Origin of the sequence: Paraperlucidibaca baekdonensis, from assembly GCF_003387535.1 — a bacterium.
GTDB lineage: Bacteria > Pseudomonadota > Gammaproteobacteria > Pseudomonadales > Moraxellaceae > Perlucidibaca > Perlucidibaca baekdonensis.
On the sequence record NZ_QUNR01000001.1, the window covers coordinates 164,037 to 180,194 of the forward strand.

General features: G+C 55.7%; 14 protein-coding genes and 1 tRNA gene. 7 read left to right on the forward strand and 8 right to left on the reverse strand.

Features of this window, described 5'->3' with window-relative positions; genetic code table 11:
• Positions 1 to 193 precede the first annotated feature (193 nt).
• Both DFR26_RS00820 and rep read left to right on the forward strand, forming a co-directional pair.
• Entirely contained in the window at positions 194 to 1,021 is an 828-nt protein-coding gene (locus DFR26_RS00820) for a metal-dependent hydrolase (protein ID WP_116207053.1), read from the forward strand.
• A gap of 139 nt (positions 1,022 to 1,160) precedes the next feature.
• Positions 1,161 to 3,170, forward strand: a complete 2,010-nt coding sequence (gene rep, locus DFR26_RS00825) for a DNA helicase Rep (protein WP_116207054.1) — start codon at positions 1,161 to 1,163, stop codon at positions 3,168 to 3,170.
• A gap of 86 nt (positions 3,171 to 3,256) precedes the next feature.
• Here the strand turns inward: rep and DFR26_RS00830 are convergent, their stop codons facing one another.
• On the reverse strand, positions 3,257 to 3,718 hold the full coding sequence (locus DFR26_RS00830) for a c-type cytochrome (RefSeq protein ID WP_220375673.1): 462 nt from the start codon (positions 3,716 to 3,718) through the stop codon (positions 3,257 to 3,259).
• 112 nt (positions 3,719 to 3,830) lie between these two features.
• The gene (locus DFR26_RS00835; protein ID WP_116207055.1) at positions 3,831 to 5,369 is read right to left on the reverse strand and encodes an OmpP1/FadL family transporter; all 1,539 of its coding nucleotides are present in this window, start codon (positions 5,367 to 5,369) and stop codon (positions 3,831 to 3,833) included.
• A 192-nt stretch (positions 5,370 to 5,561) separates the two neighbouring features.
• Here DFR26_RS00835 and DFR26_RS00840 point away from each other — a divergent pair.
• The 4 genes from DFR26_RS00840 to DFR26_RS00855 all read left to right on the forward strand — a co-directional run bounded on the left by DFR26_RS00840 (position 5,562) and on the right by DFR26_RS00855 (position 10,051).
• Positions 5,562 to 5,638 (forward strand) — tRNA-Arg (locus DFR26_RS00840).
• A gap of 26 nt (positions 5,639 to 5,664) precedes the next feature.
• Positions 5,665 to 6,564: an AEC family transporter gene (locus tag DFR26_RS00845; RefSeq protein WP_181898939.1), complete on the forward strand. Its 900-nt coding sequence runs from the start codon at positions 5,665 to 5,667 to the stop codon at positions 6,562 to 6,564.
• A gap of 149 nt (positions 6,565 to 6,713) precedes the next feature.
• The gene (locus DFR26_RS00850; RefSeq protein WP_116207057.1) at positions 6,714 to 9,086 is read left to right on the forward strand and encodes a galactose oxidase early set domain-containing protein; all 2,373 of its coding nucleotides are present in this window, start codon (positions 6,714 to 6,716) and stop codon (positions 9,084 to 9,086) included.
• On the forward strand, positions 9,083 to 10,051 hold the full coding sequence (locus tag DFR26_RS00855; RefSeq protein WP_116207058.1) for a hypothetical protein: 969 nt from the start codon (positions 9,083 to 9,085) through the stop codon (positions 10,049 to 10,051). The genes DFR26_RS00850 and DFR26_RS00855 overlap by 4 nt, the downstream gene beginning before the upstream one ends.
• Before the next feature lie 20 nt (positions 10,052 to 10,071).
• Here DFR26_RS00855 and DFR26_RS00860 read toward each other — a convergent pair whose 3' ends face one another.
• The 4 genes from DFR26_RS00860 to rpiA are packed head-to-tail and all read right to left on the reverse strand — an operon-like array spanning position 10,072 to position 12,090.
• Positions 10,072 to 10,524 carry a protein tyrosine phosphatase family protein gene (locus DFR26_RS00860; protein ID WP_116207059.1) on the reverse strand — a complete coding sequence of 151 codons (453 nt, stop codon included), beginning with the start codon at positions 10,522 to 10,524 and terminating at the stop codon, positions 10,072 to 10,074.
• 26 nt (positions 10,525 to 10,550) lie between these two features.
• Complete coding sequence (locus DFR26_RS00865) at positions 10,551 to 10,964, reverse strand: YeeE/YedE family protein (protein WP_116207060.1); 414 nt, start codon at positions 10,962 to 10,964, stop codon at positions 10,551 to 10,553.
• Between the two features lies 1 nt (position 10,965).
• A complete protein-coding gene (locus DFR26_RS00870; RefSeq protein WP_116207061.1) occupies positions 10,966 to 11,382 on the reverse strand; it encodes a YeeE/YedE family protein in 417 nt (138 codons plus the stop codon).
• A gap of 30 nt (positions 11,383 to 11,412) precedes the next feature.
• The gene (gene rpiA, locus DFR26_RS00875) at positions 11,413 to 12,090 is read right to left on the reverse strand and encodes a ribose-5-phosphate isomerase RpiA (protein WP_245952979.1); all 678 of its coding nucleotides are present in this window, start codon (positions 12,088 to 12,090) and stop codon (positions 11,413 to 11,415) included.
• Positions 12,091 to 12,162: 72 nt separating this feature from the next.
• Here rpiA and ilvA point away from each other — a divergent pair, with 72 nt between their 5' ends.
• On the forward strand, positions 12,163 to 13,674 hold the full coding sequence (ilvA, locus tag DFR26_RS00880) for a threonine ammonia-lyase, biosynthetic (RefSeq protein WP_116207062.1): 1,512 nt from the start codon (positions 12,163 to 12,165) through the stop codon (positions 13,672 to 13,674).
• Here the strand turns inward: ilvA and DFR26_RS00885 are convergent.
• On the reverse strand, positions 13,671 to 14,855 hold the full coding sequence (locus DFR26_RS00885; RefSeq protein WP_116207063.1) for a response regulator: 1,185 nt from the start codon (positions 14,853 to 14,855) through the stop codon (positions 13,671 to 13,673). The two genes, ilvA and DFR26_RS00885, sit on opposite strands and share 4 nt — an antisense overlap.
• Before the next feature lie 2 nt (positions 14,856 to 14,857).
• A complete protein-coding gene (locus DFR26_RS00890; RefSeq protein WP_116207064.1) occupies positions 14,858 to 16,126 on the reverse strand; it encodes a two-component system sensor histidine kinase NtrB in 1,269 nt (422 codons plus the stop codon).
• Positions 16,127 to 16,158: the final 32 nt, after the last annotated feature.

Here is a 16,158-nt window from a genome sequence, read left to right on the forward strand (position 1 = left end):
AGCACATAACATAATGTGAAGATTACTTCGCATTCAATTCGCATTTGCATAAACCACAACAGGCTTACTGCAGTGGGCCCTATCTGTGCAAAAACCGCAACACGCGCACGCTCGCCAAAAATCCGACATGCTAGCTTGTCAATTTAAGTCATCGGTGTATATTTGACCAATACCGACAAATGGTGAGTTAGCCATGACTTCTCAAGCGAAAATTCTCAATCTGGTCAATCGCCCCACGCCACGGCGCATGGATTATGTCTTTGATGACAGCATTCCCATGGACTGGTTTGGCGGCAGCCCCTTCAAGTCCATGCTGTTAACCGCACTATCGGCGACATTCCCCGAAGGTGAGCGCTTTTTTGTCGACTCCGTGCGGCACTATCAAAAGCATGTGAACCCAGACCTCGCCAAGCAAGTCAGTGGCTTTATTGGTCAAGAGGCGCATCATGGCCGCGAACACACCGCCTTTAATGAGTTTATGGGCCGTAAAGGTTTGCCCATGGCCGAGATCGATGCTTTCGTTAAAAAAGGCCTGACATTCATGCGAGGCAAACTCTCGCCTGAGCGGCAACTGGCGATGACCTGCGCACTCGAACATTTCACCGCCGTGCTGGCCGAGCTGGCCTTGGAAAACCCCGAGTTTTTCGCGCCCATGGATGATCGCGTAAAAGCGCTGTGGTACTGGCACGCCATTGAAGAGAGTGAGCACAAAGCGGTGGCCTTCGATGTCTTCCAAGAGCAGGTCGGCAGCTACTGGATACGCAGCTCGCAGATGGTCATCAATACCGTGGAGTTCGCGTTTTTCTCGAGCTATCACACCTACCAGTTACTGAAAGCGCGTGGCATTCAGCGCGATTGGAAAATGCATCGCGAGGGCCTTAAAGAGCTGTTTGTGAAGCCCGGCTGGTTGCGCAAAATGGGCAAGGCGTATTTGTCGTATTACAAGCCCAGTTTTCATCCCTGGCAGCGTGACACCACGGCCGCGATGAATCATTGGAAGGCTGTCTACGGCATCGAATAAGCCTCTGCGTGCGAGACCGCCGCGGCGACCCTCGCATGCCACGCGCCAACCTCACACCCAACATCTGCTCGCAGGCGTGGAATAACCGAGCCCAGCCCACTACACTATCGCCCCGCCGCCCAGCTGCCCGGAAGTGTGTGTGAATCAGCTTAATCCTCGCCAACGCGAAGCCGTCTTAGCCATCTCTGGCCCCGTGTTGGTGCTCGCCGGCGCCGGCTCCGGCAAGACCTCGGTCATCACGCAAAAAATCGCCTACCTGATTACTGAGTGCGGCATTTCGGCGAATAAAATTCTCGCGGTGACCTTCACCAATAAAGCCGCGCGCGAGATGAAAGAACGCGCCGCCAAGCTGGTCAGCGGCCCAATTGCGCGCGGCCTCAGCGTATCGACCTTTCACACGCTCGGCTTGACCATGATCAAGCGCGCGCCCGAGCAGTTTGGCTTAAAGAAGAATTTCTCGATTTTCGATGCCGAAGACTCCAACACGCTACTCGGCGAGCTGTTGCACAAAGAAAATGCCAGCGACAAAATCAAACTGGTGCGCAGCCTCATCAGCAATTTTAAAAATGAATTGATCACGCCCGCTGAGGCCATTAGCCGCGCCGAGAGCGATGGCGACTTGTTTGCCGCCACCGTTTATGAAGCCTATGAGCGGCATTTACGCGCCTACAACGCCGTTGATTTTGATGACTTAATTGTCCGCCCCACGCTAGCCCTGCGCGACAACGACGCAGTGCGCGAGCAATGGCAAAACAAAGTGCATTACCTCTTAGTCGATGAGTACCAAGACACCAACTCCGCCCAGTATTTGATGGTCAAGCTCTTGGTCGGCAGTCGCGCCTGCTTTACCGCCGTGGGCGATGACGACCAATCGATCTACGCGTGGCGTGGCGCGCGACCAGAAAATATGGCGGAGCTGTCGAAAGACTATCCAGCACTGAAAGTCATCATGCTTGAGCAAAACTATCGCTCGACCAGCCGCATCTTAAAAGCCGCCAACGCGGTGATTGCCAACAACCCGCATGTGTTTGAAAAAAAGCTCTGGAGCCAGCACGGCATGGGCGCCACCATCCGCGTGGTGCAATGCCCCAGCGAAGATGCCGAGGCCGAAAAGGTCGCCACTGAACTGCTCAATCACAAGCTCATGCAACGCACCGAGTTCCGCGACTACGCCGTGCTTTATCGCGGCAATTTTCAGGCGCGCGCGCTGGAAACCAAGCTCCGTGAATTTCAAATTCCTTACAAAATCTCCGGCGGTCAATCATTTTTTGGGCGCTCGGAAATCAAAGATGTCATGGCCTATTTGCGGCTGGTCATCAATCCCGAAGACGACAACGCGTTTTTGCGTATTGTGAACACGCCAAAGCGCGAAATTGGCCCATCAACGCTGGAAAAACTCGGCAGTTATGCGCAACAACGCGAGTGCGCCATGCTGCTCGCCTGCGATGAGCTCGGGCTTGGCCTGCATGTGGGCGATCGTGCGCTGAGTCGTTTACAGGAATTTTCAGCGTGGATCGCTAGCACGGCGCGCGAAATCATTGATGGCAATGAGCCGCTCAACGCCATCAAGCAAATGCTCAGTGACATCGATTACAACGACTATTTGCTCGAACAATCAGCAACGCCGCAAGCCGCCGAACGCCGCATGGAATCGGTGAATAGCTTTTTGGCCTCGGTGCAGCGACTCTGGGAAAAGGCCGAAGACGAAGAAGATCGCGACATCGAGGCAGTAATCCGCAAGCTGGTTTTGCTGGACTTGCTCGAGCAACAAGCCGAGGAAGACGACAGCGACAAAGTTCAGCTAATGACCCTGCACGCCGCCAAAGGTTTGGAGTTTCCGCACGTGTTTTTGGTCGGGCTTGAGGAAGATTTATTGCCGCACCGCAATAGTATCGAGGCCGATACCGTGGAGGAGGAGCGTCGTCTGATGTATGTCGGCATCACGCGCGCCAAGCAAACCCTGACGCTAACTTATTCGGCCAAGCGCAAAGTTGCCGGTGAGATGTTACCGACCACGCCTAGCCGTTTCCTCGATGAGCTGCCCGCCGATGATCTCGACTGGGAAGGTAAAAGCAGCGGTAAAAGTGTTGAGCAAAAGCAAGCGATTGGTCGGGCGCATTTGACTAATTTGCGTGACTTGCTCGGTTAAACAATAGGGCGCCGAAAACAACCATGCCTTTAGAGAGCGGCATAAAAAAGCCGCCTCACTGGGCGGCTTTGGGGATCGGCAAATGCTTATTTCGCCTGTGCGATCATCACGTCAACTGCCGCGATGATTTCGTCATCGGAGCAGGTGCCGCAACCGCCCTTAGGCGGCATGCTACGAATGCCTTCCACGCCATGCTTGTGCAGTGTGGCGGTACCTTGTGCCAAACGCGGCGCCCATTGGACTTTATTACCAATGACCGGAGCACCCATCACACCGGCATTGTGGCAGCCTGCACAAACGGCGGTAACAATTTCATCGCCTGAGCGCGGACCGGCGGCAACGACAGGCGCCGCCACTGCAGCGGCGGCACAGGGATCGCCCTCATAGCAGACCGTACCCACCATATCGATACGTTCAATGGTTGCACGCTCGCTGAATAAGCCACGCTCACCCAACGGATATTGCGATATTTCTTTGGTCGATTTCGCTTGGGCTGCCACCGACAACACCAAACCAACGCCAGCCAGCATCAATGCAAATTTTTTCACGTCAACCTCACTTGGGCAAAGCGGTGGACCTACGGCCCTACCGAAACGGGAAAAGTATACCCGCATTTAGAGTGTGCCAAAAGCCTTTGCTGCTCAGCTACACAGACGTTAATCAATAGGTGTAATTCATACCAAATGTCACCTCGTATTGCCGCATATCGAGCGCTATTTCTTGGTCGCCACTGTCGATGCCCGCCGTCACCAAATTGCCATTGAGCAGCTGCACATTGCTCAATGGGTTGCGGCCACGCACCGGATCAGCGTCGGCATACATCATGCTCAAGTCGAAGCCCCAGCGCGGTGATGCCTGCCAATTCACGCCCAACGTGTAGTGCTGCTCGACCACGCCGGGCGCGAGAATATTCAGCGTGACCTCGCTCGATGGAATCGGCTGCGAATTCGGTTGGCTATAGCCGGCGCGCCACGTCCAGTCACCTTGGCTGTACTGATAGCCAAACTTGTAAATGTCCATGTCCTGCCAGCCAAAGCCGGGGCCGGTGTCGGCACCCAAGCACGACGGGCTCGGCGAGCTCAAGCCAGTAACTTTGCCCGCCAGTCGCGGCAATGCGCATTGGCTGACAAACGCCTGCGGGTTCAATGGCCGGCCAACAGAGGCCACTTCATTAAACGAGATATGCTGATAGTCGAGCAAAAATCGATGCTGCGGATGCGGCTGCCAAGCGAGGCCAAGATTCCACGCCGAGGGGATATCGAAATCGCCTTGTTCGGGAAAAAGGCCGGCGTACTCCTTGAATTTAGTCATGTGAATGCGCGACTGCCATGACGCACCAAAATCTAGGCCCGGTGCAATGGTGGCGAGCATGCCAATGCGGCCGCCACCGCCATAGGAAAAGCTGGTGCCATTGTCGGTGACTTTACCGGGCGCATTGGAAAATGGCGCGAAGGCGCTCAAGCCTTTGGCCTCGAAACGCTGCACAGCGAAAATCGGCGACAGACCAAACGACAAGCGCTCACTAACATTGATGGCCAAGGTTGGCGTGACAAATAGCTGGATCAGATCGACCGACGCTGTGCCGTTGCCATTGCCGCAAAAGCCCAGTAGATCGGGGTTGTTGGCCAGCGCATCACCACCACCGAAGGCGCCCTGGCAGCGGCTGCTGACCACGCCACCGACCAAGTTACCGGGATTTACGCCCAACCCATTTAATAAATTGCCAACCAAACCGGTATTACCCGGCTGGGCGGTATTCACGCCAAAAAACGTCGCGTTCGTCTCGCCTTGTTTGTAGACCGTGTTCAAACCGCCATTGCCATAGACCGCCAAACCGGCCGACAACGTGTCATTGATCGGGCCGGCAATGGCAAAGCCCGGAATCGCAAATAAGTTATGGCTACTTTTAACGCGGCCCGCATCGGTGGCGAAAATACCTAGGCCGGTGGCGTCGGGCGCTGTGGCCTCGAATTCGCGGCGCGGCACGAAGAGACTTAGGTTGGCATCCCAACGCAGGCTTTTTAAGCGGCCAATGCCGGCGGGGTTGATCGTCGCGATCAGCGCATCATCGCTGGTGGCAGTGCCGGCACCGCCCTGGGCGCGCTGCGAGGCGCTGTAGCCGTGGGCAAAATAGCCGTTGGTGGCAAATGCAGCGTTACTGCTCACAGATAAAATAACAACGGCCAATAGGCGTTTCATCTAATATTCCAAGCAGCCTAACGCCGCGACAAATCGAATTAGCGCGGATAATTCGCGTTTTTCATCGCGCTGTAAAATACTTTTACACCATGAGCTCATAAGTAAACGCTATAAGCACCATGGACGGCCTCAATGCCAATCGTTATGATGCGCAGCCTTAAGTTGAGCGACTTAAGACGATTTGCTCGCTATGCGCCCGTAGCTCAGCTGGATAGAGTATCGGTTTCCGAAGCCGGTGGTCGTGGGTTCGAATCCCGCCGGGCGCACCACCTTTCTGCTCGCGATGGCGTGTCCTATGGAATCGCTACTTCTCATTCCTATTTGTTTGTTTCTCGGTGTTGTGGTGGCGCGCGTGGCCACACCACCGGCCAATATGGTGCCCGCACTGAATTGGTGGGTGATCCAAATCGCGCTACCAGCTCTCGTGCTAGACCTGATTCCACGCCTGAGCTTCTCCGCCGACCTGTGGTTTTTGGCTGTCTCGCAATGGCTGGTGTTTATTGGCGCCGCCGTGGTGCTGCATAGCATCGGTCGCGTACTCGGATGGTCACGCGCTCGCATCGGCGCCTTAATCTTGGTTTGTGGCCTCGGCAATACCTCATTTGTTGGTTACCCCATGCTCGAAGCGCTTCGCGGCCGCGAGGGCTTGGCGCTTGGCGTGGTCGCCGATCAGCTCGGCTGCTTTATGATGCTCAGCATTGGCGGCGTGATGGTCGCGGTGATATACGGCGGTGCGGCCACTAGCCCCTCGGCTATTGCCAAAAAAATCCTCCTATTTCCTGCCTTTATTGCCCTGATGATCGGCATGATGGTCGGTCAACTGGGCGGATGGCCAGCGTCGGTCGATACGATACTGGCTCGTCTTGGCGCCACGCTCACGCCACTGGCCTTGTTTTCTGTGGGGCTGCGCCTACGCTTAACGCTCCACGCATATCAATTCGCGCCGGTAGCTATTGGGCTCAGCTGGAAGTTGCTGATGGCACCATTACTCATACTGAGCTTAGGCAGCCTGATGGCAGTTTCGGGCTTAACGTTAAGCATTTCAGTATTGCAAGCAGCCATGGCGCCGATGATTTCAGCGGCCATCTTAGCCGAGCAATATGACCTCGAGCCGGACTTAGCTAATGCCGTGCTTGGTGTTGGTATTTTGTTATCGCTCATTAGCGTGAGCGTCTGGAATCTGGCACTTCCCTAGACAAAATCGCTGCGCCCAGTCACATAAGCTATACAAAAAGTACCGTTCAGCGCACATTTATGCAGCTCATCGGATCTGGCACTGTCTAACTTGCCTTCTGTTTAGTTAATGATCAGTATTTCCCGACTTGTGTCAGGAATACAAAAATCATGCAAAAAATTTCAAAAACTAAACTCGCTCCGCTCTTCCTTGTTGGTACCACATTAGCACTCGCTGCGTGCGGTGGTGGATCCAGTGGTGGCGGCGGCTCCAGCGGCGTTAGCGCTCGTGAAACCGGCCAAGCCAACATCTCAGAACCAGACTGCGCTACAGAAGATTGTGCGCAGGTAGGTGGCTTTACACAGCCATTCGTAGAGCCTTTGGGCCCGAGCTCAATGAAGGCCGCAGCACGTGAAGTGGCGGACGAAGAAGCGGCAGCCGAGAGCAGTAATCCGCTCGATATGCTTAGTGGCCTGCTTGACTCCATGGGCTTGCTGACATCCAAAGGCAACCTAAAAAATCCATTGAAAATGGTGCCACAAGACGACCGCTGCTTACGCAATGAAGACGGTCGCCCAACCGAATGTAAGCCGACAGCTGGCTCCATGGCGCTTTTAGAAGATGACCGCATCCTCTACTTCAACGCCCTTGAAGGCACCGAAGATGCTGAGTTCTCCATCTTCTTTGAAGCCGGTGCTGTAGTCACAAACGACCAAACTCGGGTCATGAGCCTGCGCGGCCGCGAAGCAGGCTGGATGCAGCCCACACCGGTGGATGGCGGTGCCAATCCCGATGGCGCCGACTCCACAGTGCTACTCCCAGGCGGCATCCTCGATACCGCGGGTGCTCGCAACAACAACGATGGCGCGCTATTTTGTGCCGACCTCGAAATGCTTGCCGATGGCCGCATCATGGCCGTTGGCGGTACCGACTACTATTTTGAACCAGGCCTCGAAGGCCCGATTGCCTTTGGCTTATCAGAGTTAGAAGGCGTGAAGCAAGCACGTATTTTTGACCCAGCCGATAACAGCTGGTCAAAAACTGGCGACATGAAAAATGGCCGCTGGTATCCCTCGCTTACCACACTCGCAAATGGTGATGTCTTTGTAACATCCGGCGTTACCAAGCTTATTAAGCCTATATATCCCGAAAACCCACTGACGTCCGGCCGTAATGTCACCGAATCTGAGACTTATGATCTCGGTTGCGGTACCTGGTCGAGCAATGGTGGCGGTGGCGAACGTTCTTTACCACTCTACCCACGCCAGCATTTATTGCCTAATGGACACGTACTTTATAACGCCGGTGGCCAAGCCTTTAACCCCTTCGGCCAAGCCTACGACCAAGCCCTGTGGAATATCCTGGCTGCCTACAATCCAGACACGCAAAAATGGACTGACCTAGGCTATGCCGGCCTACCTCTTAAATTCAATAAAATGGGTTTAGATCGTATTGGCTCAGCACTGAACATTACTAACCCTGATGCAGTCGCAGACATTACTTCAACGCTGACCGGATTACTCGGCACAGTATTACAGGATCCAATGGCAGCACTTGAGCCATTAACCGATGCGCTAACTGGCGACCCTGTTGGCACGCTGATGAATGCGATTGGCTCTGGCTTCCGTGGCTCTACATTCTCCATCCAAATGCCGCTAAAGCCCAACGATCAGGGCCGCTACGATCACGCTGAATTCCTCACCGGCGGTGGCGTTTTGGGCTTGGTTACCGTAGGTAGCCCAGGCTCATACTTCCCCACCAACTTGTCGCGTATTGACCGTATCAATATTGCCGAAGACGACAGCATGGAATACGTCTCGCGCATCACCGGTAACATGACTGTGCCACGCTGGTACGGTACCGGCGTACTGCTACCAACCGGTAAAGTCATGGTGTTCTCAGGTGCTGACCGCGATGAAGTGGTGCTGCCCGGCTTGGGTGGCCCGATCAAAAAGTCGGAAATGTATGATCCCGAAACGGAAACATGGACTGAAATGGCAACGGCGCATAACCCACGCACCTATCACAACACCGCCATGCTGCTGCCCGATGGCCGCATCTTGATCGGTGGCCATTCGCCCATCAACACCGCATACCTGTTCTCGATCAACATTCCGGGTTTATCGCCCAATGACGGCCGTGACCCAAGCTTTGAGATCTACAGCCCACCCTATGTGTTTGGTCCGCGCCCCAGCATCACCAGCGCGCCATCGCGTGCCACACACGGCGACAACCTGAACATTGGTGTGGCTAATGCAGACAACGTGGTTGATGTGGTGTTAGTGAAACGCACCACCCTTACGCACATTGTCGATGGTGACCAACGCACGGTGTCATTACCGTTTACACGCTCCGGCAATACGCTTAATGCGCGCATGCCAACGCAAAAAGCGGTGACACCTGCAGGTGCTTACATGGTCTTTGTGATTACTGAAAACGCCAATGGTGAGCGTATTCCATCCGAGTCAACATCGCTGCGGGTGACCTCACCTGAAACCACCAATCCGGTCTGCACCGCGCAACCGGCTGTTGCGCAACGATGAACTCTTCACGCGTCGCAACGCGGCCAGGCTTACGCCTGGCCGTTGTTGTTTTAACTAGCCTTTTTAGCATTCAAGCGTGGTCTCACGGAGCCCATAACGAAGATCGCCGAGCCGCCATCGACCCGTTACCAAAGGCCCTCAATGGGCTCACCGTACAACTTGTCGACACCCTTGGCGCGCAACTCGTGATCGACAACCCAACCAGCAAGCCCTTGGTTATTTTGGCCAATGATGGCAAGCCGTTTTTGCGCATCAGCAAAGCCGGCGCTGAGGCCAATGTGCGTCATCAAACCTGGCTCGATAGCTACTTACCGGGTGGCCTGCCGCATCGTGAACCGGTGGCGGGTGAAGGCGACAAGCCGGACTGGCGTTTTGTTCGTAAAGCCTCGCATTGGGGCTGGTTTGATGAGCGCCTAAAAGCTGAGGTCGCGGAAGGCGATAGCTGGCGAATTCCTGTGCGCTATGGTGATACAGAGACGGCCATCACCGGCACGTTTGTTGCCGCACTGGCCAATGGCTTGTGGCAGGCGAACTGGCATAGCGCGCCGAAGCTACCGAAAGGCATCACGGCACTGCTGATTCCTGGACAGCCATTTGGCTTAATGCTGAGCAATAAAACCACGCAAACGGTTGAGGTTTTGGATAATCAAAAGCAACCATTTTTGCGTTTAAACGCTGAAGGCACGTTTGCTAATACGCACAGTGCACTGTGGCGAGAAACCGCGGCCACACCGTCATTGCGACAGATGCAGGTGCAGGCTTGGCAAAAGGTCTCAGACTCACCACGCTACACGTGGGTAGAGCCGCGCACCCTGCCGGCAGCGAATGCGTCGACTAAGAAGGTACAACGTTGGAATATCACCTTGAAGATTGATGGCAAACCAACAACCTTGGCAGGCTCAAGCCGCTGGGTAAAAGCGGCAAAACGCGATATCACACCAAGCACTACGCAATATCAGCAGTAACGCATGCTGCAACAAGTCCATCAGGCTTGTTGCAGTAGTTGCACCACCAATGGCTCGAGTTTCGTCAAGCCAAAGCGTCGGCCTTCAGCCAGCGCTTCCTCAACGCTCATGCCATTCAGCCAAAAGCCGCGTAGCGCAAACAGCGCACCGACACGGTTACCACTCATGCAATGCACCAATACGGGTGTCTCGCCGACGCTGGCGAGCAGTGCATCGAGCGCTTCAGCATTGTGGCGGTTGAGGTCGTGACCACCGACGATGGGCAAATGCACGTAGTAAAGACCGAGCTCCGCGGCTAAGGCGGCCTCATCGAAGCCGCCGTGTTCATGCTCGGGCAGCATATCGATGACGTGCGTGAAGCCACACGCCTTCACATCAGCCATCGTCTCTGGAGAGACAAAACCGGCGCTAAACTGATTTGGCGCGCCTTGCATGAGGTTGGGAATACTCAGGGTGGTGACATCAAGAGTCATAATAGTCTCGCGTTGTGCTAGAAGTCTTAGCGATTGGCCATTAAACGGTCATGAATCCACATGCCCGCCAGCAGCATGGCACAGAAAAACAATACATCGCCTTGGCCCGTGCCGATATTGACCAATGCGGGCCCGGGGCATAAGCCAGACAGCCCCCAGCCAATGCCAAATAACATCGCACCAATGACCAACTTGCGGTCGATGATACTGCTGTTGGGCCAGCTAAAGTGCGCCGCAAACAATGGCTTGGCGAGCTTACGCAGGAGCGCGAAGGCCGGCACAGTCACCGCCACCGCGCCACCCATAACGAAGGCCAGGGTGGCGTCCCATTGACCGGTAAGATCGAGAAAGTTTTGGACTTTATAGGGGTCGGACATGCCCGAATAAATCAGCCCCCAACCAAACAATGCGCCGGCGAGCAAGGCCATGATAATACCCATCTTAGAAGCCTCCATGACGCAGCAAATAAACGGTTACAAAGCCGCTGGTCATAAACACTGCCACGGCAGTCAGCGAGCGCATTGAGCGCCGCGCCAGACCACAAACACCGTGACCCGATGTGCAGCCGCTGCCTAAACGAGTGCCGAAGCCGACCATTAAGCCAGCCGCACCGAGTAGCCAGAAATTACCTTCGGTGGGCAGACTCACTGCTGGCGCCATCAGCGCGCCAACACCAATGAGCCCGACCAGAAAGGCGATGCGCCAAATACGCTCATCGTTGGGAAGGCGTTGCAGCAAACTGCCGGCAATACCGCTAATGCCAGCAATGCGACCGATGCTGAGCATCAGTACCACCGAGGCAAAACCAATCACCAGACCACCGACTAAACCAGCGTGAAAACTCTCGGGCAGACCCATTGCGCGCGCTCCATAATTTATATTTTTGTATTATGTGGGGCGATGATGCGTTTGTACACCCTCGGCACTGCCGAGCAATAAAATATCAGCCGGGCGCGCCGCAAACAGGCCATTGGTGACCACGCCGGTGAGATTATTGAGGCGCTGCTCGAGCGCCACGGGGTCGCTGATGTGCAGACCATAGGTGTCTAAAATGACGTTGCCATTGTCGGTGACAAAGCCGGTGCGATAGACCGGGCTGCCGCCCATTCTCACCAACTCGCGGGCGATCATCGAGCGCGCCATGGGAATCACTTCAATGGGCAATGGAAAGGTGCCGAGCGTGGTGACCCACTTGCTGGCATCGGCGATGCAAATAAACTTATCGGCCAACGCGGCGACGATTTTCTCGCGGGTGAGCGCACCGCCGCCGCCTTTGATCATTGCCAAGGCCGGCGTGATTTCATCCGCACCATCGACATAAATGCTGATGCGGTCGACCTGGTTTAAATCCACCACCTCAATGCCAATGGCCTCAAGGCGCTTGCGCGTGGCCTCACTGCTGGCTACCGCAGCGCGCACACGGCCTTTAATTGAGGCCAAGGCGTCGATAAAGGCATTGGCCGTAGAGCCCGTACCCACACCGAGGATTTCGCCGGGCTGCACATAGGCAATGGCAGCCTCAGCAACGGCACGTTTGAGGGCATCGGCAGACATCACAGCGGGCATAACAAACTCCACGAACAGCACAGGCAATGTCGCGTAGTATACTCACTGCCATTGCTTAAGGGTTGCCCAACCATGCTCGACGCTGTCGTCAAACGCATTTTACAAGCGCGTGTTTATGATGTGGCCATTGAAAGTCCGCTTGATGAGGCCGCGCAATTATCGAAGCGCCTGAAAAATCGCGTGCTTATTAAGCGTGAAGATTTGCAGCCGGTGTTTTCCTTTAAGTTGCGCGGCGCTTACAACAAAATTCGTCTGCTGCCTGAGGCCGATCGGGCGCGCGGCATTATTGCGGCGTCGGCGGGCAATCACGCCCAAGGCGTGGCGCTGGCGACCAAAAAGCTGGGCATTAAAGGCGTCATTGTCATGCCGCAGACTACGCCAGATATCAAGGTCAATGCCGTGCGAGCGTTGGGCGCGCAAGCCGTGTTGCATGGCGATAATTACGACGAGGCCTTCGCGCACGCCCAGCAACTCATGGCCGAAAAAGGCTATACCTTTGTGCATCCCTTCGATGATCCCGACACCATTGCCGGTCAAGGCACGGTGGCGATGGAGATTCTCCGCCAGCATAGCGGCGAGATCGATGCGGTGTTTATCCCCTGCGGTGGCGGCGGCTTGATGGCCGGCATGGCGGCATATATCAAGCATGTGCGCCCAGAGATTCGCGTGATTGCCGTGGAAGCCGAAGATTCCGCGTGCTTGGCGGCGGCCATGCAAGCCGGTCAGCGCGTGACCTTGCCCAGCGTCGGTTTATTTGCCGATGGCGTAGCGGTCAAGCTCATCGGCGAGCATACCTTTGCTATCGCGCAGCATTGCGTCGATGAAGTCATCACCTGCACTACTGATGAGATTTGCGCGGCCATCAAGGATGTTTTTGATGAATGCCGCTCCATCGCGGAGCCTGCCGGCGCGTTATCGATCGCTGGCCTGAAAAAGTATGTGCAGCGCGAGGGCGTCACGCAGCAAACCTTGGTGGCGATCAATTCCGGCGCCAATATGAATTTTGATCGCCTGCGCCATATTGCCGAACGCACCGAGCTCGGCGAGGGCCGCGAGGCCGTGCTGGCGGTGACAATTCCCGAGAAAGCCGGGGCGTTTAAGGCGTTTTGCCAGGCCATCGGCAAACGTAACGTCACCGAGTTTAACTATCGTTATTCGAGTGCGGCAGAGGCTCATGTCTTTGTCGGGGTATCGCTAAAACCCGGCCTCGATGCCCGCTTGGAGCTGGTCGGCAGCTTGCGCAAAAAAGGCTACGAAGTCTTGGATTTATCCGACGATGAAATGGCGAAATTGCACACGCGCCATTTGGTCGGCGGCCATGCTGGGCTTACCGATGAGCGTCTGTTTCGCTTTGAGTTCCCCGAGCGCCCAGGCGCACTCATGGCCTTTCTCAGCGAGCTTGGCGGGCAATGGAATATCTCGCTATTTCATTACCGCAACCATGGCGCCGCCTATGGCCGCGTGCTCATTGGCTTGCAGCTTGGCGATAAGCCATTGCGCGCGTTAATCAAGTCGCTGGAGGCCGTGGGCTACCCTTATTCGGATGAAAGCGATAACCCGGCCTATCAGCTGTTTTTGCGCTAAGTATCGAGCGCTTTAGTTTGTAGTTGATGGTGCACATAACCGACCAACTCGGGCGGAATCTGCACGGCAAAGCGCAGCGATTTCATCTCTGGGCAATTATAAAGCAAGCGCTCGACAAAGCTGTCATTGACCACATATCCCGCCGGCGCCATTAGCAAGCCACGCGGCGTATGCACGGCATCGAGCAACACCATGCCGGCGCGTAGCATAGTTGGCGGTAATTTCAGCTGCCGCGAAATATCCGACTGCGGCCCCAGCACCTCAGCCAGTATCGCCACCAGCTGCGCTTGATCAGCATAACGCTCGGCCAAGGTCGCCAACGCCACCTTGCTTGGCAAACCCGAAGCCTCTAATTGCGCATAGTGTTGTACTAGGGCAATGATCGCCGCCTGAGCCATGACGCCATCACTCAGAGGCCGCTGCTGTTTGTCGTGCAAGCTCGGCTCGATCGCTGCCAGCAGCTGACGCACCGGCTCAATGCGCGGAATCTTCGCCAACATAGCCCACGTACGCCGATGCGCTTGTGCGACATCGACACGCTCAGCAGCGCTTAATGCCAAGCCGCACATGACTTTTTCTTGCAGCAACTCAGGCAGTGCCACCAGGCCTAAATTTGCCAGCATGACCGCCATCGAGCTCGCCCATGACGGCGGTAGCTGCTGTGTCTGCATGACATCACGCACCAAATCGGCCATGCGCTGCGCTTGGCCAAAACTGGCTGGGCTAGCCATCGCCAAAGCATCGACCAAAGCCTGCATACAGCCCTGAACGGTTTGCTCAAGCAGCTCTTTTTCCGCCGTACGTAGCCGATACTGCTCCACGGCATCGTGTACGGATTGATGTAGCAGCTCGCGCGGGCACGGTTTGTTGAGAAAGCGGAAAATATGACCCGAGTTAACCGCGCGCATGGCGGCATCGATATCGCTATAGCCGGTGAGCAAGAGCCGCGTGGCCAAGGGCCGGCGCTCGCGACACGCCGCTAACACGGCGTCGCCGGCCATCACGGGCATACGCATATCGCAGATGATCGCCGCCAAATTTGGCAAACTATCGAGCATCGCTAGGGCTTGCTCGCCACTGCTGGCCGTATGTACTTCGCCGAGTTGCCGCAACGATAGCTTCAGGCCCTGCAGCACCTGCTCCTCGTCATCGATGCATAAAATCTGCACTAAATCGCTCATGCTCACGCTCCGTGTAAGGGTAGTTCGATAATAAATGCCGTGCCCTGCGGCAGTGCTGACTCGCACCACAGCCGGCCTTTGTGTTGATCGACAATTAAGCCACGACTAATGGGCAAGCCCTGACCCGTGCCTTGGCCAACGGCTTTGGTGGTGAAAAACGGATCAAATATTCGGTGGCGCATGGCCTCAGGGATGCCACAGCCATCATCCGCCACGCTTAGCCGCAAAACCTCACCCACCGCACGCAATGTAATACGAATATGGCCGCGCGCCGACTGAGTTTTCTGCCGTGTCGCGATGGCGTGTGCGGCGTTGGTGAGCAGGTTAATCAGGACCTGTACGATGTGGTCGCGACGGCACAACACCATCGGTACCGGTATTAAATCTAAAATAACATCAGCAACTTGGCGTATTTCATGGGTGGAAATAGTCACTGCCTCATGGATGAGCACAGCTAAGTCTTCCGCCAAAATGCCCTCGCTGATGTGCGTGAAACTGCGCATGCTATTGGTGATTTCGCGTACGCGTCGCACGCCATCGTGACTGCGCTGCACCGCCGCCGGCAGATTCTCACGGATAAAATCAGGATCCATCCGCCGCAGTAATTGTGCGAGCTCAGAATGGTTGCTGGCCAACGGCTGTACCAGTGCCAGCAGCGCCAATAAATCGCGGCAAGCCTCATCGATAAAGCTTAGGTTATCGCCCAAATATTGCAGCGGCGTATTGATCCCATGGGCAATGCCAGCGGCCAAACTGCCCATGGCCTCAAACTTTTGGGCCTGGCGCTTGAGCAGCTCATTGCGGTGATAATCGCGAAGATCGATGCCAATCAATACATATTGCCGCCTATTTTGCGCATCTCGCTCCTGCGCAATCGACAGCAGTAAAGGCACTGGCTCGCCGTCATAGCCACGAAACTCAGCTTCAACGGTGATTTCGGCATCGGCGGAATGCTGCACTTGCGCCATCAAGGCTGATGCCGTTGGCAACACCTCATGCAGCGGCCGCCCAAGCAAAGCCAGCGATTGCACACCGAGCAGTTTGCCGGCCTGCTCATTGGCATGCTGGATAGACCACGCCGAATCGATCACCAGCCACAAACCCGGTACTGGGCTTTTCAGGCCAGCAACACGCGCTGCAGCCTGGCTTAATGAGGCCTCGGGCGTATGCTCGGCAATCTCGTCAAGCGCACGCTCAAACAGCGCCACCTGCTGTTGCAGCAGCGCATGTGCAAGCTCCTCTTCCGACAAGGCATGCAGTAATTCCGGCAAGAGAACCTCGCGCGATAAACGTAGGGGTAACT